At 62.4% G+C, this 21,114-nt stretch carries 19 protein-coding genes; 3 read left to right on the forward strand and 16 right to left on the reverse strand.

The genetic code is table 11. The annotated features are described in order from the left end of the window. The 12 genes from OES25_12605 to OES25_12660 form a co-directional block, all read right to left on the reverse strand. A complete protein-coding gene (locus tag OES25_12605; protein MDH3628477.1) occupies positions 1-540 on the reverse strand; it encodes an OmpH family outer membrane protein in 540 nt (179 codons plus the stop codon). A gap of 16 nt (positions 541-556) precedes the next feature. Continuing rightward, entirely contained in the window at positions 557-3,190 is a 2,634-nt protein-coding gene (locus OES25_12610) for a BamA/TamA family outer membrane protein (protein ID MDH3628478.1), read from the reverse strand. A gap of 80 nt (positions 3,191-3,270) precedes the next feature. Then, positions 3,271-5,721, reverse strand: a complete 2,451-nt coding sequence (locus OES25_12615) for an ATP-dependent Clp protease ATP-binding subunit (protein MDH3628479.1) — start codon at positions 5,719-5,721, stop codon at positions 3,271-3,273. Positions 5,722-5,794: 73 nt separating this feature from the next. Continuing rightward, a complete protein-coding gene (locus OES25_12620) occupies positions 5,795-6,523 on the reverse strand; it encodes an ABC transporter ATP-binding protein (GenBank protein ID MDH3628480.1) in 729 nt (242 codons plus the stop codon). Next, complete coding sequence (locus OES25_12625) at positions 6,516-7,754, reverse strand: ABC transporter permease (GenBank protein ID MDH3628481.1); 1,239 nt, start codon at positions 7,752-7,754, stop codon at positions 6,516-6,518. The genes OES25_12620 and OES25_12625 overlap by 8 nt, the downstream gene beginning before the upstream one ends. Before the next feature lie 3 nt (positions 7,755-7,757). Further along, on the reverse strand, positions 7,758-8,768 hold the full coding sequence (locus OES25_12630) for an Asd/ArgC dimerization domain-containing protein (GenBank protein MDH3628482.1): 1,011 nt from the start codon (positions 8,766-8,768) through the stop codon (positions 7,758-7,760). Then, positions 8,746-9,525, reverse strand: a complete 780-nt coding sequence (gene pssA / locus OES25_12635; protein ID MDH3628483.1) for a CDP-diacylglycerol--serine O-phosphatidyltransferase — start codon at positions 9,523-9,525, stop codon at positions 8,746-8,748. Before pssA ends, OES25_12630 begins: the two co-directional genes overlap by 23 nt. Before the next feature lie 56 nt (positions 9,526-9,581). Continuing rightward, positions 9,582-10,163 (reverse strand): phosphatidylserine decarboxylase, encoded by a 582-nt coding sequence (locus tag OES25_12640; GenBank protein ID MDH3628484.1) that lies wholly within the window; start codon positions 10,161-10,163, stop codon positions 9,582-9,584. A gap of 2 nt (positions 10,164-10,165) precedes the next feature. Next, positions 10,166-10,645: a ribosomal protein S18-alanine N-acetyltransferase gene (gene rimI / locus OES25_12645; GenBank protein MDH3628485.1), complete on the reverse strand. Its 480-nt coding sequence runs from the start codon at positions 10,643-10,645 to the stop codon at positions 10,166-10,168. Then, positions 10,620-11,312 (reverse strand): tRNA (adenosine(37)-N6)-threonylcarbamoyltransferase complex dimerization subunit type 1 TsaB, encoded by a 693-nt coding sequence (gene tsaB / locus OES25_12650; GenBank protein ID MDH3628486.1) that lies wholly within the window; start codon positions 11,310-11,312, stop codon positions 10,620-10,622. The genes rimI and tsaB overlap by 26 nt, the downstream gene beginning before the upstream one ends. Beyond that, complete coding sequence (locus OES25_12655; protein ID MDH3628487.1) at positions 11,309-12,550, reverse strand: diguanylate cyclase; 1,242 nt, start codon at positions 12,548-12,550, stop codon at positions 11,309-11,311. Before OES25_12655 ends, tsaB begins: the two co-directional genes overlap by 4 nt. Further along, positions 12,547-13,734 carry a diguanylate cyclase gene (locus OES25_12660; GenBank protein MDH3628488.1) on the reverse strand — a complete coding sequence of 396 codons (1,188 nt, stop codon included), beginning with the start codon at positions 13,732-13,734 and terminating at the stop codon, positions 12,547-12,549. The genes OES25_12655 and OES25_12660 overlap by 4 nt, the downstream gene beginning before the upstream one ends. A gap of 229 nt (positions 13,735-13,963) precedes the next feature. Here OES25_12660 and OES25_12665 point away from each other — a divergent pair, with 229 nt between their 5' ends. Together OES25_12665 and OES25_12670 are read left to right on the forward strand one after the other, a co-directional pair. Beyond that, positions 13,964-14,602 carry a sigma-70 family RNA polymerase sigma factor gene (locus OES25_12665; GenBank protein ID MDH3628489.1) on the forward strand — a complete coding sequence of 213 codons (639 nt, stop codon included), beginning with the start codon at positions 13,964-13,966 and terminating at the stop codon, positions 14,600-14,602. A 2-nt stretch (positions 14,603-14,604) separates the two neighbouring features. Beyond that, positions 14,605-15,219: a hypothetical protein gene (locus OES25_12670; protein MDH3628490.1), complete on the forward strand. Its 615-nt coding sequence runs from the start codon at positions 14,605-14,607 to the stop codon at positions 15,217-15,219. Here the strand turns inward: OES25_12670 and OES25_12675 are convergent. Genes OES25_12675 through lpxC form a run of 4 tightly spaced genes read right to left on the reverse strand, consistent with a single transcriptional unit; the run spans position 15,216 to position 20,169 of the window. Beyond that, positions 15,216-16,490, reverse strand: a complete 1,275-nt coding sequence (locus OES25_12675) for a sigma-54 dependent transcriptional regulator (protein MDH3628491.1) — start codon at positions 16,488-16,490, stop codon at positions 15,216-15,218. The genes OES25_12670 and OES25_12675 overlap by 4 nt on opposite strands. A 15-nt stretch (positions 16,491-16,505) precedes the next feature. Continuing rightward, positions 16,506-18,692, reverse strand: coding sequence for an ATP-binding protein (locus OES25_12680; protein MDH3628492.1), 2,187 nt, complete (start codon positions 18,690-18,692; stop codon positions 16,506-16,508). Then, positions 18,692-19,267: a DUF4390 domain-containing protein gene (locus OES25_12685; GenBank protein MDH3628493.1), complete on the reverse strand. Its 576-nt coding sequence runs from the start codon at positions 19,265-19,267 to the stop codon at positions 18,692-18,694. Before OES25_12685 ends, OES25_12680 begins: the two co-directional genes overlap by 1 nt. A gap of 2 nt (positions 19,268-19,269) precedes the next feature. Next, on the reverse strand, positions 19,270-20,169 hold the full coding sequence (lpxC, locus tag OES25_12690; GenBank protein MDH3628494.1) for a UDP-3-O-acyl-N-acetylglucosamine deacetylase: 900 nt from the start codon (positions 20,167-20,169) through the stop codon (positions 19,270-19,272). A 177-nt stretch (positions 20,170-20,346) separates the two neighbouring features. Here lpxC and OES25_12695 point away from each other — a divergent pair, with 177 nt between their 5' ends. Further along, on the forward strand, positions 20,347-21,072 hold the full coding sequence (locus OES25_12695) for a tetratricopeptide repeat protein (protein ID MDH3628495.1): 726 nt from the start codon (positions 20,347-20,349) through the stop codon (positions 21,070-21,072). Positions 21,073-21,114 lie beyond the last annotated feature (42 nt).

Below are 21,114 nucleotides of genomic sequence, written 5' to 3' on the forward strand. Positions count from 1 at the left end.
TTAGTTGCCGTCAACCGGGAACATCTGATTGAACTGATCAATCAGAGCGGTGGTCACGTCGGCACTCTGACCGGCCCACGCGATGGCACCCGTGTCGAGGATCAGATCGAACGATTCGCGTTTCGCAAATGCGTCGAGCACCGCACGTAGTTGCTCATTGAAGCGAGACTCGGCGGCGGCCAATTCAAGCTGCAACTCGCGCTGGGAGAGGTCCTTCTGCGCGTTGATCTCCAGGATCTGACGCTGGATGTTCAACTCCATGTCGATGCGACGATCGGTAGATAGCGAGAGCGCCTGCTGTTGAAGTTGTTGCTGCTGAGCCTGAATCGCGGTCTCTTGTTGGGAGATGGCCTGCTGCTTGGAGTCGCGCACGGCTTGCAGCGCCTGCTGGGCACGGAGCGCATCCGCGGCCTCTGCAGACACGCGGTTCGGGTCGAATACGCCGATCTTCATGGTCGTCTGCTGGGCCATCGCACTGCTCGCAAGAAGGAGACCCACGGCCAGGACGATGAGTTGGATAGACTGACGGTTGATTCGCATTGGATTCCTCTTCGCTCTAGAAACTGCGACCGATCGAGAACTGGAAATTCGTTGACTCATCCCCGACGAGATCGCGTATGGGCACGCCCCAGATTAACCGCAACGGCACTGGGAAAATTGGCAAGTAAAACCGAAGCTCCACACCCGCAGCCACTCTCATGGTATCAAATCCGAGTGACTGATCCTCGAACAGGGTATCCCCGACGTCGAGGAAGAACGCCAGCTCCGCCTGCTCGTTCAATGGTCGCACATACTCGCCCTGGAGCAAGTAAAAGCGGTTGCCGCCGACTTCTACGGTGACCGGAACGCCATTGCTGGAGACCAGATCCGCGGGCGACAGACGGCGCGGGTCGCCTAGCACCTCGCCAATCGACCCGTCCGGGTTGATCTCAATGTAACGCAACGGGGTGATCGAGCGAGTCTCGAACACACGAGGACCGAACGTATCGCCCCCCAGCCAGAATCGACGGAAGCGCGGGACTCCGCCGATCGCAGACTGGTCGTTGGGAGAACCATCCTTCCAGTCCGCGACGTAACCGAGTTCGCCGTGGAACGCCAGGAACGCCTTCCGGAGTCGTTTCCCCCGATGGTAATGAGTGTAGCGGATCTGTGGTCGCAGGAAGTTGGTATCCCCACCGAGAGGCCCGCCGGCGACCTCGAAGAACGCCTGGAACTCTTTACCGCCACTGGGTCGGAACGGGTTGTTGATCGTGCTGAACCGATAGACCGGTGTGACGCTCGACACCTTGTTACTGGTCTCGATGACCTCCGCCACCTGCCCGATGCCAACTCCGCCGGCCGGCGTCAGGATCGTGCGGGACGAGACATCCTGGAAGTTGTACTGCAGGCTGATCTGCGAGTTGCGATTGAGGCTCTTGCCCAGAGTGAGACTCCCACCGCTGCTCTTGCTCTGGAGTGTGTCGCCGAAGTCCACATCCCGGCGGAACAGGCTGAATCCCAACTGATAGGGTCGTCCCAGGAACCACGGCTCCTGAAACGAGATCTGGTACTGATCCGATCGCCCACCGAGACGAATCGATGTCGAGAGGGTCTGTCCCCGACCGAGAAAGTTCCTCGTCGAATAGACACCGTTGAAGAAAGCGCCGTTCAGCCCGCTGAACCCGCCTCCGACCTGAATCTCGTTCTTGCCCTGCTCGGTTCCGGGGAATTTGACGTTGACGGTGCGATTTTCTTCGTCGGGCTCGATGATGGGTTCGCCGTCAACGGAGTAGTAACCCAGTCGATTGACGAGTCGTTTCGTCTGCTCGAGACGGGTGCGACTGAACAGCCCCCCCTCGAGCAATGGCGTCTCCCGGCGCAAGACCGCGTCCTTCGTCTTGGAGTTGCCAAGGTAATCGATGCGCGAGACGAGGTACGGATAATCCTCTTCGACACTGATCGTAACATCGGCGACCCTGTTCTCCGCATCGCGATCGATCCGCCGCACGACCGTGGCGTAGAGATGCCCACGATCCTCATAGCCCGTCGTGATCGAATCGACACCGGCGTCGACCCGGTCATTACGGAAGATATCGCCGGTCGCGATCGGGATCGCCCGCCGGAGGATCGCGTCCGGGAAGACCCCGTCGTTCCCCTCGAACTGCACCGTTCCCAGGGTGTACTGGGGGCCCTCGGTAATCGGAACCTTGAGATAGGCCCAGCGCTTGACGGCCTTCTCCTTCTTCTCCTGCTTTCGGCGGTTCTTTTCGAGTTTTGCCTGTCGTCGTGCGTGTTTCTTGGCCTCGGACCGCGAAAGACTTCCCACATCCACTGCCGGCTCGTCTTCCGCTGAGTCGGCTTCCGGCTTTTCACGTTTCTTCTTCTTGGGTTTCTTGTCGTCTTCCTCGTCGGTCGCGATGATCGTCACGACGGGGGCACGGATCTCCACATCCAGATACCCGAGGTTCTGGTAGAGCTGGCGAACGCCCGACACGTCCTGGTCCCACTTGGCCGGGTGGTAAAGGTTCTTGCCGGACCAGGGCCACCACCAGTGTCGTTCTTCCGTGAGTTCGAGTTGCGATCGAAGCTTCCTGCCGGAAAACAGTTCGTTCCCCTCGAACTCGATCTTCCGAATGCGCGTCTTGCCGCCACTCGAGATACTGAACGCAACCGATCGGGTTCGCTCCGTCACTCGGGTGATTTTCGACGTCACATCGGCGTCGAGGAATCCCTTCTCGCCGAGTAGATCTCGAATTATGGCTTCCGCGCCTGCGATCGCGCCAGGATCGACCGGTTTCCCGAGATGAAGGTCGATGTCTCTCTCGGCGAGTCGATCCTCGATCTCGGTTCGCGTAATGCCGCTCCCCTCCTCGTAGGTGATCGAGCTCAGCGTCGGACGCTCGGTGACCTTGACGACCAGCACGACGCCTCCGTCGCGAGCCGCCTCCGCCTCCATCGTGAGGTCGTCAAACAGACCTCGGGCCCAGAGTGACTTGAACTGGCGTCGGAGGCGGGCGACGTCGTAGGGGTCCCCGACCTTGACACCCATGGCGTGGATGAACGCCTGCTCGGTCATCCGGCGCAGCCCCTGGACATCGATGATCTTGATATCGCCGGACAGCGGCGCCGCCTGCGCATGCGCCAACAGCGGCAGCACGAAAATCAGTGCGGCGAGGAGGAGTCCTGGGATTGATTGGCGCTTGGGGGACATGCAGCGAAGCTCGTAGACGAACGCCGCATTCTACTTCGAAATTTCTGGATGCGCCGCAGTTCCGACGTCAAATGGCAGGCTCAGGCCTCGGCCGGCGAGGCCTCCTGCTCCTCTTCCTGCTCCTGAACGCGAAATCCGAGGCTATCGCCGGAGACGTAGACTTCGATCGTCCCACGAGGGGGCATCTTGCCCTGAATCAGAGTCTCCGAAAGCGCGTCTTCGATATGCCTCTGAATCGCCCGCCGAAGGGGCCGCGCGCCGAAGGAGCGGTCCTGACAAGTGGTATCGACGAGCCATCGGCAGACCTCGTCAGAAACCGTCAGGCGGATCCCGCGATCTGCGATCCCCTCATTGAGTCGCTCGATCATGATGCGGGTAATCTGCTGCAGTTGATCCTCACCCAGGGCGTCGAAGACGATGATCTCGTCGATGCGGTTGATGAACTCGGGGCTCAGCGTGCGCTTCACCTCGGACATCACGGAATCGCGACGGTCCTTGAACGCTTCGGACTCCTGCTCCTCGGCCTTGAAACCGAGTCGATTGCCTACGCGGGCAACATGCTGGGAGCCGATATTCGAGGTCATGATCACGATGGTGTTCTTGAAGTCGACGACCTGACCGTAGGCGTCGGTGATCATGCCATCCTCAAGGACCTGAAGCAGAATATTAAGGACGTCCGGATGGGCCTTCTCGATCTCATCCAGCAAGATGACGCTGTAGGGCTTTCGCTTGATCTGCTCGGTCAGCTGGCCACCTTCCTCGTGACCCACATAGCCGGGCGGCGAGCCGATCATCTTGGCGATCGCATGCCGCTCCATGTATTCCGACATGTCGAACCGCACGAGCGCGCGCTCTGAATCGAACAGGAACTCTGCCAGCGTGCGGGCGACCTCGGTCTTGCCGACGCCCGTCGGACCAAGGAAGACGAACGAGCCGATGGGCCGGTTCGGATTCTTCAGCCCCGCTCGAGAACGGCGGATGGCACGCGCGAGAGCGCTGATGGCAGGCTCTTGCCCGACGATTCGCCGATGCATGAATTCCTCGGTCTGCAGCAGCTTCTCGGCCTCTTCCTCCGCGACCGATTGGATAGGAATCCCGGTCCAGCGAGAGATGACCTCCTCGACGTGGGAGCGGTCGACGTCGAGGATCTTGTTGCACTCTTCTTCATAGGCGTGCTTGAGTTCTTCGTGACGGCGCCGAAGTGTCACTTCCTCGTCGTGAAATGCCACCGCCTCGTCGAAGTCCTTGCGGGCGAGCGCGCTCTTCATGCCGTCGACGGCACGCTTCAACTCACGTTCGATACGCTTGATCTCCGCATAGGAGGTGCTCTTCCCCAGCTTCACCCGTGCACCGGCCTCGTCGAGGACGTCGATCGCCTTGTCGGGAAGGAACCGATCGGTGATGTACCGATTGGACTGATAGACGGCGGCTCGAATCGCCTCTTCTCCAAACCGGACACCATGGAACCGCTCGTAGCGTTCCTTGACGCCGGTCAGGATCTCGAAGGTCTCGTCCTCTGAGGGCGGACGGATGTTGATGGGTTGGAAGCGACGCACAAGGGCACGGTCTTTTTCGATATATTTGTGGTAGTCCCGCGGCGTCGTCGCGCCGACGCACTGCACCTCACCGCGCGAAAGCGTGGGCTTGAGGATGTTGGCGGCGTCCAGGGAACCCTCCGCCGATCCGGCACCGATGAGGGAGTGGATCTCATCGATAAAGATGATCACGTCCTCTGTGCTTGTCAGCTCCGCGATGATTCCCTTGAGACGCTCTTCGAACTGCCCGCGATACTTGGTTCCTGCGACGACGAGAGAAAGGTCGAGCGCCAGGAGACGCTTGCTCATCAGCGATGGAGGAACGTCCCCTTCGATGATTCGCGTGGCAAGACCCTCGACGATCGCGGTCTTGCCGACACCGGGCTCACCCAGGAGGACCGGGTTGTTCTTCCTTCTACGCGACAGGATCTGAATGACGCGCTCTAGTTCGGCTTCGCGACCGATCAGCGGATCGAAGACGTGGCGCTCGGCCATCTCCGAGAGATCCCGAGAGAATTCGTTGAGGAACGGAGTCTCTTTCTTCTTCTTCGGAAGCGAACGACGCTTGTGCAGATTGACGGCGTCCTCACGGACCGCGTAGAGACGCATGCCTCGTTCGACGAGAAGCCGTCCGGCGGTCGACTCCTCCATACGCAGGAGTCCCAGTAAGAGATGTTCCGAGCCGATGCTGGAATGCATGAGTCGCTCGGACTCTTCCTCGGCATACTCGAGAACTTTCTTCGTCTCGTCGCTGAACGGAATCTCTACCGAGGTCGAGAGCTTCTCTCGCATGGGACCCCGGCGCTCGAGTTCCGCCTGGAGTAAATCGATCGAGACATTGGCGCGGTTGAACAGCTCTCGAATCGACTCTTCCGGCTCTTTGAGGAGCCCCAGGAGGATGTGCTCGGAGCCGATGTGCTGCGCGCTCTGCTGGCTGGCCTCGTAACGCGCGAGGAAGAGGACTCGTTTCGCTTTTTCTGTCAGCTTTTCGAACATCAAGCCTACCGCCCCGTTTCATGACGTTCAGCGGAAGTTCCCGCTTCATCTATAGCATAGGTCCTGGGGGGGGTTACACGCCAAGCCCTCGAAAGTACGACTCTCGTTCGTCCTCGGACAGTGGGTGCAGCCCCCCGTCCGCGAGGCGCAAGATCCGTGTGCAGCCCGCGGCGAGCCGTTCGCTGTGGGTCGCGAGGACCAGGGCGAACCCCTGTTCGCGCTGGAGCTCGCTTAGGACGTCGAAGACCTTCGCGCCTGTCCCTGGATCGAGGTTGCCGGTCGGTTCGTCGGCCAGGACCAATTTGGGGCCGCCCACGACCGCTCGTGCGATCGCGACGCGCTGCTGTTCGCCACCACTCAGCTCTGCGGGACGATGATCCAACCTGGATTCCAGCCCGAGATCCGCGAGGACCGCTCTTGCGCGATCACGAGCCCCCGACAGGCGCCCGCCGATCCGGAACGGCATCTCGACGTTCTCGAGCGCCGTGAATTCGGGCAACAGATGGTGGGCCTGGAAGACGAAGCCCACCGAACGATTTCGGAACTCTCCCAGTTGCTCGGTGGATGCCCGACGCAGGTCCACGGCGTCGACGGTGAGCTCCCCCGAATCCGGTCGATCCAGCCCACCCATCAGCTGGAGAAGCGTCGACTTGCCGACTCCGGACTCACCGACAATCGCGAGGGACTCTCCCGCGCTCACCTCGACGGAGAGATTATCCAGAACGGTGACCGGCCTGGGTCCCGAGCGATAAGTGCGGCCAAGCCCCTCCGCACGCAAAACGACTCTCGAGGAATCAGTCATGACGCAACGCTTCCACCGGACGCAGTCGGGCCGCCTTCGATGCCGGATAGATGGTCGCCAGCAGCGAGACGGCAAGCGCGGCAACACCGATCCAGACGAGGTCGATGGGCCGAGTCTGGAACGGAACGAACGAGAGGTAGTAGACGTCCGGGTTGAGTTGGATGACCTCGCCGGCGTGCAGCCAGTAAGAGATCGCGGTGCCCAGGATCAGACCGCTGATGGTGCCGAGAATCCCGATGACCAGTCCCTGAAGGACGAACACGGCCGCAACACCCGTCGGGCGGGCCCCGAGCGCGGTCAGGGTACCGATATCGCGGATCTTGTCGTTGACCATCAGAATCAACGTCGAGACGATATTCAGGGCGGCGACAACCACGATCAGACCGATCGCCAGGAACAACAAGATCCTCTCGGTGTTGAGAGCCCTGAGGAGGTCCTTGTTCTGCTCGATCAGATCGACGACGATCCACTCTGGGAAGAGCGCCTCTTGCAGGCGCTCCTTCATCACCGGCAGGTCGTCGATCTCCTGTAACCGCACCTCTGCCCAGGTCGCCTGCTCCGGGGCGCGCAGGAGGCGTTGCGCCGCGGGGACCTGGATGTACGCCCGCTGGGAGTCTTCCTGAAAGTGTCGGGAGCGGTAGGTTCCGACCATCTCGAATAGCTGACTCTGCGGTGCGACACCCCAGGGTGTCAGCCCGACCCGGGGGACCAGCACCCTCACTTCATCCCCCGTCGTAACGCCGAGGGTCCTGGCGAGCTGTTCGCCAAGCACCATTCCGGGGCGGCGCCCCGCAGAGGAGTTGGCCAACGCCTCGAAAGCCGTCGGCTCGGGGTCTTTACCAAGCACGACCGCGGTATGCCGCCAGGGGTCCACGCCGTACAGTTGGATGTACTGAGGGGTCGAACCGTTTCCGTCGGCTGTGATCATCGCGGGGGAATAGAGAACGGGACCGGCGGCCTCAACACCCTTCACCGAGAGGACGGCCGCAAGCAGCGTCTCCACATCGCCAAACGTATCTTCGAATCGACTGGTGACGGTCAGGTGGGCGCTTCCGCTGTGGATCCGATCTCGCACGTCGGCCTCGAACCCGGCCATCAGCGACAATGCGATGACCAGGGCCGCGGCTCCGACGGCGACGCCGGCAACGGAGATCAACGTGATCACGGAAAGAAACGTGTGACCACGGTGAACACGAAGATAACGGAGTGCGAGGAAGAAAGAGTACGCCATGGGCTACAACGGCTTCACGGCGCCCGCGAGGCGAACCGCATGGCTCGCCGCTCGCTTCTGTGCTTCCCCGGCAATCGCCCAGAGGGAGATGCGACCGGTGTCCTCGACGTCGATCCGTGCGACCTGCAGTCTCTCCTCGCCGATGATGTCCAGCGGTGTCTGCGCCGCGGCATCCCCTTCGGGCAACGAGATATCGGCCGCGGCCATCGCCGCACGCAACACATCGACGTCGATCGCGGAGGACGGCTTGAGACTGATCTGTAGCGCATGCCCGTAGAACACCGGGACCGCAATCAATGACAAGCTCAGCCGGGGTCGATCCCAACGCACCAGGTGTTGCACCTGTCCGCGAATCACATCCGTCTCGTCGGCCGTCTCACACGACAGACGGCCGGCAGGGACGACGTTGAACGCCAGTTGTTGCCCCAGCACCTCGGTCGGGACCTCGGAGAAATTCAGGAGAAGCACCGTCTGCTCACGAAGTTCGTCGATCCCCTTCTCGCCGAAGTCCGCGACGGGACGAAGTACCGTGGCGACCACGTCGTCCAGATCGACCAGGCGTTGGATCGGTGCCAGAAGTTTCGCCAGGATGAGCGTCAGCGGATGCGGCGCTATCAGCACCGACCCAGTGGGTGCCTCTTCGGACCCAAGATCCAGGTCGACGAGAAGCGCCTGGCTCGACGGTGGAATCGTGCCGGTGACGTCGATCACGACGCCGTTTCGTGTCGGATCGGCCACGAGCTTATCCACCACCGGTCCGGCCTCGCACACGAACACGACGTCGAACTCTCGAATCTCCTCGAAGATCGGCGGCTGAATGAGTCTGGCCTCCCCCGCGTACTCACCGATCTGCGCTTCTTCACCGTCATCGCCAAACAGATCGACACGGGATCCCGGAATCCGTCTCTCGGTCAGGACGTCACGAATCGCGACCCCTTCGCGAGACGCGGCTCCGAGGATCGCAACCCGGGCAGTCCCGGATTTCGATGGTTTAGCGGACTGGAGTTCCGTCACCGACGCTCTCCTCGGCCGACGTGGCCTGCGATTCTCGACGTGAACGACGACGCCAGGACCAGAGACCACTGACCGGCGCGGACAACAGGTAAACGACGCCCATCCCAAGCAGTGCCCATTCTCTGAAGAGCACGATGGCCACGATCGATACCGCAACCGGCAACACGACGAAGTACGACTTGCGATCGCTCAGTCCCAGATCCTTGAACGCCGGGTAGCGGACACGGGAGACCATCAACAAGGCAAGGAAGATGACGATCGCTATCGGTGCCGCGACCGCAGTTCCCTCATTGAACGCGTTCGGGAACGTCAACATCAGACTCGAGAAGATTCCGGCTGCGGCGGGTGAAGGCAGACCCGCGAAGTGGCGCTTCTCCTGAACCGTGTTCCGGAGATTGAATCGAGCAAGACGCATGGCGGCGCAGACAACAAAGATGAACCCGACCAGCCACCCCACTCGCTCGAACGGCTTGAGGACCCACGCGTACGCGAGCACGGCGGGAGCCAGACCGAACGAGACGAGGTCGGCCAACGAGTCGAACTCGAAGCCGAACTCCGATGTCGTGTTGGTCAATCGTGCAATTCGCCCGTCGAGCCCATCAAGCACACCGGCCACGACGATCAAGATCGCGGCACTTGTGAGGTGCCCGTCCATCGATTGAATGATCGCGCTGAATCCACAGAACAGATTCCCGACCGTGAACAGTGTCGGCAACAGGTAGATTCCGCGGCGGCGCTTGCGTCTGGGTTTGATCATCTATCTCCGAGCTCCAGCCCACACTATATCCCTAGCGGGGAACCCGACGCCCGTCCCTAGGCGATGGGTGTCTCGCCGGCCACGGTTCGGTCCCCGGCAGAGAGCTTGGTTCTGCGACCCGCCGGAAAATGAACATCGACCCGGGAGCCGAATCGGATCACTCCCACCCGATCGCCACGTTTGACCGTATCGCCCACGCGAACCCGACAGACGATCCGACGCGCCACGAGACCGGCGACCAGGACGAATCGGCAGGGGCCGCCGTCCCCCTCCACGAGGATTTCCGTACGCTCATTGGCGTCCGGCGCGTCATCGCGGTAGGCGGCAAGGAACTGACCGTCGTGATGTTCGACGTGAGTCACTCGACCGGCGATCGGCGATCGACAGACATGGACATTGAAGACGTTCATGAAGATCGAGAGTCGCTCAGGATGGGTCGCCAACACTCGACCGTCGGCGGGCGCTAGCCAGCCTTCCACCGCGACCTCGGAATCGCGGGCCGGGTCACGAAAGAACCAGCCCGTAAACAGCAACGCCAGAAGCGGCAACAAACCTGCGAGCGGGTGCCACCAGAACGCCAGCGCTGTAACGACCGCTAGCGGCAGGACGAACTGCCAGGCTTCTCGATCCAGCTTCATGATCACCGCTCCCCGTCCGGGAATTCGCCAAGGTCGAGGCTCAATACCAGAGCATCCTCGACCGGCGCCAGGTAGTAGTGCGGGCGACGTCCCACCTCCACGAATCCGTAGCCTGCATAGAGACGTCGCGCAGCATTGTTGGATTCGCGAACCTCGAGCCAGACACTCTCGACGCCATCCGCAGTCCAACGTCGAAGGCCATCCTGCACCAACCTGCGAGCGAAACCGCGCCGGCGTTGATTCGGCTCGACTCCCAACTTGAGAATCTCAACTCCAACCGGAAGGCGCCGTGTCAGGAGGTAGCCGACGAGCAGGTCTCCGCGATGGAGGACCGTCCCGCTGCCGCCTTCGTCGAGTGTCTCCCGAATCCCGTCGACCGACCACGGGGCGCTGAAGCAACGAGCCTCCAACTCTCCCACCACCGGCAGATGGTCTGACGTCAGGATCTCCAACCGCTCATCCCCTGCGCTTGATTTCTGCATCGGACGGTCGGATGTAGAGCGGTGCGACCGGCGCACCGTCGGTTGCAAGAAAGGTCTCGTCGAAGGCGAGTGCGGTGGCAGCCGCCGCAATACCGGCGGATAACTCCTCGAGCACGTAGCCCGTCGGTAGCATCTTGGCGTCCAACCCGTCGATCTCACCGATTCGATCGACCACGACACGTGCCGGTGAATTCGGGTCCAGGAAATGAGCGGGCCGGGCAACCGACGGAGGGGTTCGTACGACGGGGGGCATACCCGTGGCATCGAACCTGGCGCCGTACACCTCTCCACGCCCCGCACCCATCAACGGGACTCGTGGAAGCGAGCCCCGCCCGGCCTTCGCAGCCATGGCCGTTAGCCGATCGACGCCTCTGACGGTGTGTCCGGACGCAAACCCAAGACCCTGGACCGCGCCCAGCGCGATCCGCACACCCGTGAACGAACCGGGACCGCGAACCGCAACCCAGCCCTCGGGGTCGGTTCGATTCCAGCCGGCCTCCTCCAGTGCCTCATCGAGCAACGCGGACAGATGGACGGCGTGGGAGCCCTTCATCGGGCGGCGAACCGTCGAGCAGACTCGCGGCTCCGAGTCGTTGGTTCGGTCAAACTCGACGCAGGCGACCTCGGCCATGGCGGTCGCCGTGTCGATCCCGATGGCGCGGGTCACGTCGTTGTTCCGACAACATTCCGTCGGGTCCACTCGAGGAACTCGAGCAGGTCGTCGCCGCCACCGAGAGAGCCGAGATCGAACGCCATCCCGATCTCGTAACGATCGCCAGCCTCCTCGGTCTCCGCTGGGACCGGAAACTGAATGGGAAGCTCCTCGAGACGCACGACCTGACCCCGGGCGCTGAGCGGTGGATGCCCGCGCTCCTCTTGCCCTCCGGTCACGCGAATCTCGATCCGCTCCCCGACCTCCAGCGGCTCAGGACCCGTGAAAAGCAAGCCGCTGTGACTGAGGTCGCGAAGGGTTCCACGACCCGCCTCTCGCGGAGACAGCACCTCGATCTCGAAACGTCCGGGCTCCAACTCGAGGCGGAGAAACCGACGACGCTCGGGTTGGTAGCGCTGCACCATGTTCTTGCCGCCTGCCTTCGCGGAGTACAGAGCCTGCGCGGCACGCTCCAACAACTCGTGGGCCGACGTCGCGTCTGCAGGGTACGAAGCGACGCCCGCCGAGATCTTGAGTTGGACCGGGCGCCCCTGGCACTCTCGACGTGCGAAATAGCTCTCGAACTCGCGGCGGAATCTCTCCGCCACCAGGAGGGCGCCATTTCCGTCCGTCTCGGGCAGCAAAACCGTCAGCTCGTCTTCGCCCGGGCGACCCGCGATGTCAATGTCACGAATCTTGTTGCTCACGAGGATGGCAGCCTCCCGAAGGAGCCGATCCCCCAACGCCCGACCGTTTCGCAGGTTCACTTCTTCGAAGTCGTCGATATCGAAGACGACAACCGACATCTTCTGGGTGTAGCGACGTGCTCGACGACATTCCTTCTGAACCGCCGTTCGGAACGGGAGATCGGCGAGCAGTCCGGTGAGTGAATCGTTGGGCGTCTCACGCTCGGCAGCCTCGACCATCTCGAGATCGATGAGCGTTGGTCGCAGTAGATTCCGATTCTCGTTGACGAAGTAGTCCATCAGCGCCACACGGAGACCGACATCTCTCCCGAGTGTTTCGCCCATCTTCTCGCGATGCCCGACAATCGCTTCCCAGTGGCGTCGCGCCTCGTCTTCACGAAAAGTGAGCCGGGTCAATATCAGCAACGCAGCCGCGTGAACGTCGAGACCCGTCTCGTGCGACAACGCCTGCAGTTGCGAGAGGAGCCTGTCGACGTTGTGTGCGTCCTCCGCCAGAAGATCGACCAACCGACTGCGCAACGCGTCGAGTCTCTCGTGGGGAATCATCGCGATTGGCCTCGCTGTGTGTTCCTGCGACGCGTGACGATGTGGTGAGACAATGCCTCGGGTGCCATTCGACAGAGGAACCGAACTGCAACGTTGCGGGTTCGGGCCCGATCGTCCTCCTCGACTCGCACAACCGTCGCCGGCATGACGAGAGGGTCGCGCTGACCGAGGATGAACTCGACGGTCTGCGATGGAGCCAGAAAAATCTCCGTCGCGAACAGGGCGCCATCGAGGCTGAGGTTTACCGGCCGTACCCGTTGCGTGCCTGCGGGTTTCGCCGCCACCCGCGCGAGGGTCCGTGGTCGAACCGGATAACGGGTCGATCGCCGTTTCTCGTCGAAGTAGATGCTGATCTGATTTCGACCCAGCGATTTCGCCCGGTAGAGCGCCTGATCGGCATGCTCCGTGAGAGTCTCCACGTCGGAGCCGTCGGCAGGACTCACCGCTATCCCCCCGGAGACCGTGACGCGGATCTTTTGACCCTCGATCGGATGACGATCGAAACACGTAAACACGGCCTGACGGATTCTCTCGGCGACGGTCAAAGCACCCAGACGATCCGTCTCCGGGAGGATCACCGCAAACTCTTCACCGCCAAAGCGGCAGGCGACATCGGCCTCTCGTACAGCTCTCGCCATGACGCTACCGACGGTCGTCAGGACACGATCGCCGAAGCGATGCCCCCGACGATCGTTGATCTCCTTGAACCGATCGAGATCGAGCATCAGGAGCGACGTATCCCGCCGATAGCGCTCCGATCTGCGCATCTCGATTCGCAGCGCCCGATCGAGGTAGCGCCGATTGAAAAGGCTGGTCAGCGAATCCGTCACGGCGGACCGCTCGATGCGACGCAAGAACTCGGTCTCGACGACGGCGGGATTCTTCAGTACAGGTTCGATGTTGGTACTGAAATCGGCCACCGCGATCATGAAGCCCGGGTCACGTCCGAGACCTGCCGCCAGATCGGCCTGATGGACGGCGATCCGATCGAGGAACGAGGCCGCCGCCTCCCCGCCCAATTCGATATGGACCAGCCGCTCGACCACCTCGCTGTAGACGCCTGAGCCGTGGGTCGACGCCAGCGCGCGGAGTGCTGCCCACGGGGTGCCTCCGTCCGGGGAATCCCCGGCAAGCACCGACTCGATCTGCTTGCTCACCTGCGGTGAGAGAGGGACTAGATCCATCCTTACGGCTCGACCTGGGGACACGTGACTCGCTCCAAGTCCCTATGCCATAGAGGGTTAGCCAGACCGCGATATCCTAACACGGTCGACCGGGCTCATGTCAATCCGCAAAGGGAGCCGGTCGTCGGTCCCGATGGTAGCCTCTTTGGAGGTGAAACCATTCCGGCGGGCCGTCGTAATAACAGCAGGCGCGGCTCGAACGGGCGATCTCCCGCGCCGGAGGATGTCCTTGGCAAGCGAGCTCCAATCGACCACCGTTCGTCCTCGAAGACCCCGCCACGACGACGACCCACGCAGCGATGAGGACCTGGTCGTCCTGGCCGTTGGCGGTGACCGCTCGGCGTTCGAGGTCCTCGTTCGGCGTCATCAGCGTCCCCTGGCCAGCCACCTCTATCGGCACACCGGCCAACGAGAGACGGCCGTCGAACTGGCCCAGGAGGTCTTCCTGAAGGTCTACCTTTCGCTGGCGTCGTTCGATCCGAAGTACCGGTTCACGACCTGGCTCTATCGGATCGCATCCAACTCCGCCATCGATCACCTCAGAAAGCGCCGTCCCGCAACCTGCTCCTTCGACGCCGAGACCGACCGTGAGACCGGCACGGCTACCTCGAGCACGGTTGCCGGAAACAGCCCCGATCCCGACGAGATGCTCCGTTATCGGGAGCTGACCCAACGTCTTGAAGAAGCGATCGCCCAACTGCCGGCGGACTATCGTCAGCTGGTCTTGCTGCGCCACAATCGACACTGCCGATACGACGAGATTGCACGCATCACCGAATTACCGATCGGTACGGTGAAGAACCGGATTTTCCGTGCACGTGAGATGATGAAGAACCGTCTATCGGATCTGCTCGGCTCGGAGAGTTGACGATGAAGATCGAAGCATGCTCCAAGATCTTGCCGCTGGTCAGTCGGGTGATCGAAGGGGAAGCGACGCCCATCGAAGCCATGCGTGTCGCCCACCACGACGCGGATTGCACGCATTGCAAGATCGTTCATGCCCGCGAGCGTCGGCTGGCTGTCCTCCTCGAACAAGGGTTGCCGGAACTCAGCATTGGCGATGATGTTGTCGCATCCGTGATGGCGGGGCTGCCGGATGGGCCTCCCCCGGCTGAGAAACGGCGTCGCAGACGCGGCCTGCGTCTCGCGACCGTGCTCGGCGGACTGATGGGTGGCACATGGCTGTGGTCCTCCACCCAACTCCCCGCGGGGATCGCCCGAACGTACCCGGCCATGCCCAGTCCCGAGTACGAGACGGCGTTGCCCATTCTGGACCAGATCGTCTCCCTCGCAGGGATGGCATGGATCGCGTTGGTCAGTGCCGGAAACGCGCTTGCGCCGCTGACCGCGTCAGCCCAGTGGCCGACATTGATCCTCGCGATCAGCGTTGGGGTCGCCGCCGGCCTGGCGCTGCTCTCGACGTCAATCTGCGGCTTCCTGGCCTACGGCGTCGGCGGGCTTCTTCGTCAGGACGATCGAGACTAGTCGCCTGCGACCAGTCGCTCGAGTTCCTCCTCGGACACTCCCAGCCGTTCAGCCGCTTGCGATCGATCGCCCTGCTCCCGTTCCAATGCGCGACCTGCATGAAAACGGCGAAACTCCTCGACGGCGTTCGCTAGCGATTCGAAATCTCCATACAGATCCACGACGGGACGTCCCCGCCCACCGAGCTCCGCCGGTAGATCGCTGGATTCGATGGTCGGCCCGCCATGAGACATCACGCAGTGCTCGACGAGGTTGCGGAGTTCGGCCACGTTTCCGGGCCAATCGTGCCGCTGCAACGCGGCCAGGCTGTCGTTCGTCCAGCGGATGGGCGCGGCGCCGTACTCCTCTGCAAGCTCGACGATGAAACGTTCGGCAAACTCCGGGATATCCTCCCGTCGCTTTCGCAACGGGGGGACGTCGATCCGGATGACGGCCAACTGTTTATGAAGAGCCGTGTCGATCTCGGCGGCGTCATGTCTCATGATCGTGAGAACCCGCAGGCGACGGGTCGTCTGTTCTTCCCGCAACACGTCGGCGAGGCGTCGTTGATCGTCCGCGTCCAGTCGATCGACATCGGTGAGCATCAATGTCCCGCCATACGCCAGACGGATTCTCCCCGCGCCACCCATATCGAAGAGCGCGATTCGCGCCGGCTCCGACGCCAGCGCCCCACAACGAACGTCGACAAACGGCCCGGCCGCGTCCTGCCCGAGGCCATGGATCCTTCGCGCGACGGTCTCCCGGCCCGTCCCGGGTTCGCCCATGATCCAGACCGCCGAATCCGATTCTGCCGCGGCTCCAACATCGGACCGCAGCCCGCGGGCGGCTGCAGACTTTCCGACGATGGCGGTGTCACGCGAGAGTTGCGCCAGGAGTTTCACGTTGACACGACGTAGGCGTCGCTGACGTAGCGCGTTACGAAGCACCAGCAACGTCTTTTCCAGCGAGAGCGGCTTCTCCACGAAGTCGAACGCCCCCAACTTCGTGGCACGCACCGCGGTGTCGATGGTGCCGTGCCCGGAGATCATGAGGACCTCGGCGTCGTGACCGGAGTGACGCAACTCCGTCAGCGTCTCGAGTCCATCCTTGCCCGGCAACCAGACGTCCAGGAAGATTGCGGCGTAGTCTTCGGCCTCCAACTGTTCGAGGCCGGCCTCGCCGCTCCCGACCGTGTCGACGTGAAAACCCTCGTCACGCAACACCGCCTCCAGCGAGTCCCGCACGCCGGGTTCGTCGTCGATCACCAGGATTCTGTTTTCAGGATCGGACATCAACTCTCCATCGCGTCAGACCGGAATCTCGATGACGAACATGGCCCCTTCCGGCTCGTTGTCGGTAACTCGGATGGTCCCACCGTGGTCCGTTACCACCTTATGCACGATCGCAAGCCCCAGGCCCGTACCGCGTTTCTTGGTCGAGAAGTAGGGGCTGAACATCTTGTCACGATCACCGGGGGGAATGCCGGGACCCGTGTCGCTGAACTCCACGCGAAGCGAACCATCCCCTCTGGGCGACCGGGCGACGATACGGATCCTACCGCGGTTCTCCATCGCGGCCATCGCGTTGTCGATCAGGTTGATCATCACCCGTCGCATCTGCTCGGAGTCCAGATCTATCGAATCCAGCCCATCCGCGATCTCGATGTCCCACGTGACATCCTGGGCGCCGCGATACAACTCCAGCACCGAACTGACGATGTCGCCGAACGAGACCGGATGTCGGTTCAACTCCGGCATCCTCGCAAACTTCGAGAACTCGTCGACCAACCGCTTGAGGCCGCCGACCTCCCGTTCGATCGACTCGGTCGCGGCCGGCACCACCTCCCCGAGGTCCTGTGCGCCCGTCGCAAATTTCTTGCGAATACGCTGGGCGGCAAGCTGGATCGGCGTGAGCGGATTCTTGATCTCGTGGGCGATGCGTCGGGCAATCTCTCGCCAGGCCGCGGCCTTCTGGGCCTGCAGAAGTTCGGTCAGGTCCTCGACGATCAAGAGCGTTCCGAGTCGTCTCTCGGCGTGCCCCCGTAGCGGCGAGACCCGCACGGCGAGTGCCATCGAACGATCCTCGATATCGAGACGCAGATCGCTACTGACCGACTCGGTGTCGGCTGCACCCGCCTCCTCCACCAGGTGAGCCAGAGGAGCGAGCCCCTGTTCCCCCAACACCTGCGTCAACTGCATCCCGACGCTGACGTCGATTCCCAGGATCTTGCCTGCGGCCGGATTCGCAGTTGTCACGTACCCGTCACGATCCAGAGAGACCACACCGTGAGAGAGATTGGCGAGAAGGGTTTCGATGTAACGACGCCGTTCCTGAAGCGCCTGGTTGGTCTGACGCAGGTCGGCGGTCGAGCGCGTGATCACCGCACGGTTCTCCTGCAACTCCCCCGCCATCTCGTTAAACGCGTCCACAAGCATGCCCATTTCATCGCCGGACGTGTTCGCGACACGGACCTCCAAATTTCCGGCAGAAATTTCACGGGCGGCAGCGGCTAACTCTCGCAACGGCTCCGTGATACGTCGAGCGAGGTAGAGTCCCATCCACGTCGCCGCGAAGAGCGTAACCAGGAAGATCAATCCGATCAGACGGACGTACAGTCGAACCATGTCGCGTCGATTCGCGCGAAACTGCCGATAGGCCCGATCGGCGGCGGCGAGTTCGTCAAGATCGCCGGCGAGTCGGGTCGGCAGCAACTCGCCAACGAGGACAACCCAGACTCGTTCCGGACCGTCGATCGGCACGGCCGCAGACGCGAACAGGCCCGCACCAAAGGCTTCGATGCGGGTTACGGGGCCGTCTTGTTCGGCCGCCCCCCGGACGGCCATTCGCGACAGTCGCGCGAGTTCTTCCTCGTCGCCATCCTCGGTCAGTGGGTCCAATCGGACGACGTCCCTGCCCTCCACGGCAATCAGCACGACCCGACGCAATTCCCCTCGCTGGGCGCGGGCCAACGCATCGCGGAGTGCGTTGGTACGATCCGGTTCGGGTAAGTGAAGAACGCCGAGATCTTGCAGGTCCGTCGCCAGGGTTACGGCACGCTGAAGGGATTGCTCCTTGAAGTAGTCGCTCCAGCGATCGACCATGATCCGGGTCTGCGCGTTGACGTCACGGATCGGTTTCGCGAGGATCGCCTCCACGGTCCGCTTGATGACCTGCGATGAACCGACGAATAAAACCGTCGCAGGCAGTAACACCAGCGCGAAGAAGAAGAACACAAGCTTCGTGCGCAATCTCGATCCGAGGATCCCTCGCTTGCGATCGACGATCAGCTTGACGAGGTTTCGAATCATCACCCACGCGAGAGCCAGCGCAAGGACGACCACCGCGATGGATAGCGCGGGCAACATCCAGGTGACGCGCTCTTCCTGGGCGCCGGCCTCGGCGAGACGATCGAAGTAGCGATACACCCACCAGACCGAGATCCCGAGCAGAGTTGCCAGCGACAGCCAGCGTGCGGTGCGACCTCCGAAAGCCATCACGGACGCAGCGGTTGTTCGGCGGTGACGGAGAGGCTGGCGGGGAAGATCCACATGATGTAGCGACGACCGAGGTTGGTGGTGACACGTACCCGTCGCGAGTCGTTGAATTTGTCGCTGCCGGCATCGTCGATTGCCAGATCGTCAAGCCGGGTCATCCAGTCGACCATCCGCTCGACGGAGTCGGTAACCTCATGCTCTTCCGTCGGCGGCTGCGCGCGTTTCTTGCGCGCCCGCAGCCGGATCGTCCGTGACAGGACGTACTGCTTCCCCAGCGTGTCGTACTCCACCCGGGTATCGACGGTCGTCCGACCCAGGACGCGATTCGGGATCGGAAACGGACGGCGGGCGAACAGTTCGAGCCGATGGCGGAAGGTCACCGGTGTGCCGGACTCGATTCTCTCCAGCAATTCCTTCGGTAGGCCCCCGTGAATCTCGAAAGAGACAAGGGCCCCTCGGTCGTCGACTCGAGCCTCGGTCAGCGTGACCGACGGCTCGGCAAAATCGGCCCATGCGGGTGCGACCCAGAACAGGACCACGAGCCCTACCAGGCACAGGTGCGGCCCTGGACGCACCGTCATTGTGCGACGGCCCGGTCGGAGGGTTCGGATGCGTCGTTGTTGTCATCCCACGGTGCCAGGTACCAGCTGTCTCGGGCCTGCAAGATGCGACGCGCGAAGCGCCCGTGGAGGTCGTGCCCCGCGCGGTAGGCAACCACGTGGGCACGCAGGGGATGGCCGATCAACGACAGGTCGCCCGTCAGGTCGAGCATCTTGTGCCGGACGAATTCGTCCTCGAATCGGAGCGAGTCATTCAGAACACCCTGCTCCCCGATGACCACGGCATTCTCCAGAGACCCCCCCTGCGCCAGGCCCTGTTTTTGCAACGCCTCGACCTCGCGCTCGAACGTAAACGTCCGTGCCGGGGCTAGCTTGTCTGCGAACGCCGAGTTCCCCCACAGACTCGTCGTCAACTCCTGGTAGCCCAAGTTCGGATGATCGAAGTCAATCGCATAGGTGACGCGATACTCACGACACGGGTAGGCGGCAATTCGCTTCTCGTCGACTTCGAGCTGAATGGGTTTGATGAGCGTGATGTATTGACGGGGCATGTCCAGAGACTTGAGTCCCGCATCCAGAATGCAATCCACGAACGGCTTCGATGAACCGTCCAGGATCGGTACCTCGGGACCATCGAGTACCACGTCGACATCGTCCACCAGCAGTGCATACAGGGCCGCCATCAGATGCTCGATCGTCGACACCGTGACACCCTCGTGTTGCAGCACGGTCGCGTAGAAACTCGGCCCGACGTACTCGAGTCGGGCGGGAATCTCTATCCCCCCCCGGTCACTGCGAATGAACCGGATTCCACGGCCCGCAGCGGCGGGCCGCAGGCAGAGGGTGACCGGTTGGCCGGTGTGGAGCCCGGTCCCCTGGAGCGTCGCTGGTTCGGCAACCGTCTGGCGAAGTCGCATGCAGCGCCATTCTATATGGAAAACCGGCGATTCCCACCTCGTCCCCGATCGGCACGAAGGAAGGCTCCCGCTACCTAAACGACGCATTGACCACGGTTTACCGGTCATGCTAGATAACGGCCATCCGTGGGACGGAGGGAAGAGGCGGCAGCTTCGATCTTCGTGGGAGACCCTCTGATGAGATGGGACCGTAGCCTGAAGGCCCATCGGCGATCCGCCGCCGCCACGCCCCAGATCCCTCCGGGTGTGGCGAACCAGTACATCGATCTCGGCAATCGTTTCCTCGAGGCGAAGCGTTTTCAGCGTGCCATCGTCTGCTATCGGCGGGCCATCCGTCTCGACGGACGGCGTCATGAACCCTGGTACAACCTCGGGATCGCCTGGGAACGGCTGAATCGACCGGACCGAGCGGAAGCAGCCTATCGGCAGGCGCTGGCAGCGACCCCGGGAGACCCCGCCAGCTCCTACAATCTGGGGAACATCCTCCTGGATCGTGCGTGCCCCCGCGAGGCCATCGACGTCTTCCGTCGCGGACTGACGTCCGACGACTCGGATCCCGCACTCTGGAACAACCTGGGCATCGCGCTTCACGAGCGGGGAGACCTGAGAGGGGCTCTCGCGGCCTACTCCCGGGCCACCCGTTGTCGCCCGGAGTTCCACGTGGCCTGGAGCAATCTGGCCCAGGTGGCGGAAGAGCAGGGGGATTTTCGACTTGCGGGAGAAGCCTGGGATCACGCCTTGCATCTACGCCCCCTTCCCACCTATCGTTTCCTACGGGCCTCCCTGCTCGCCCGCTGCGGCCGTCGCCCCGAGGCGGCGGTCGAGATCGAGTCGGTCTTGCGTGAGGCTCCGGACCTACGGGGACTGCTTCCGGTCTATCCGGAACTGGAGTCGTTGTTGTAACGACAGTTCTTCGGTCCGCGATGAACGCAAGACGCGGGCGTA

This window comes from Acidobacteriota bacterium, assembly GCA_029861955.1.
Classification (GTDB): Bacteria; Acidobacteriota; Polarisedimenticolia; order Polarisedimenticolales; family Polarisedimenticolaceae; genus JAOTYK01.

Coding starts and splice junctions, on each gene's coding strand:
- OES25_12610 (MDH3628478.1), bottom strand. CDS start 3,190: ATGTCCCCCAAGCGCCAATCAATCCCAGGACTCCTCCTCGCCGCACTG.
- lpxC (MDH3628494.1), bottom strand. CDS start 20,169: ATGCGACTTCGCCAGACGGTTGCCGAACCAGCGACGCTCCAGGGGACC.
- rimI (MDH3628485.1), bottom strand. CDS start 10,645: ATGCAGAAATCAAGCGCAGGGGATGAGCGGTTGGAGATCCTGACGTCA.
- OES25_12640 (MDH3628484.1), bottom strand. CDS start 10,163: ATGAAGCTGGATCGAGAAGCCTGGCAGTTCGTCCTGCCGCTAGCGGTC.
- OES25_12670 (MDH3628490.1), top strand. CDS start 14,605: ATGAAGATCGAAGCATGCTCCAAGATCTTGCCGCTGGTCAGTCGGGTG.
- OES25_12615 (MDH3628479.1), bottom strand. CDS start 5,721: ATGTTCGAAAAGCTGACAGAAAAAGCGAAACGAGTCCTCTTCCTCGCG.
- OES25_12680 (MDH3628492.1), bottom strand. CDS start 18,692: ATGGCTTTCGGAGGTCGCACCGCACGCTGGCTGTCGCTGGCAACTCTG.
- OES25_12675 (MDH3628491.1), bottom strand. CDS start 16,490: ATGTCCGATCCTGAAAACAGAATCCTGGTGATCGACGACGAACCCGGC.
- OES25_12620 (MDH3628480.1), bottom strand. CDS start 6,523: ATGACTGATTCCTCGAGAGTCGTTTTGCGTGCGGAGGGGCTTGGCCGC.
- pssA (MDH3628483.1), bottom strand. CDS start 9,525: ATGATCAAACCCAGACGCAAGCGCCGCCGCGGAATCTACCTGTTGCCG.
- OES25_12660 (MDH3628488.1), bottom strand. CDS start 13,734: ATGGATCTAGTCCCTCTCTCACCGCAGGTGAGCAAGCAGATCGAGTCG.
- OES25_12655 (MDH3628487.1), bottom strand. CDS start 12,550: ATGATTCCCCACGAGAGACTCGACGCGTTGCGCAGTCGGTTGGTCGAT.
- OES25_12625 (MDH3628481.1), bottom strand. CDS start 7,754: ATGGCGTACTCTTTCTTCCTCGCACTCCGTTATCTTCGTGTTCACCGT.
- OES25_12695 (MDH3628495.1), top strand. CDS start 20,347: ATGAGATGGGACCGTAGCCTGAAGGCCCATCGGCGATCCGCCGCCGCC.
- OES25_12605 (MDH3628477.1), bottom strand. CDS start 540: ATGCGAATCAACCGTCAGTCTATCCAACTCATCGTCCTGGCCGTGGGT.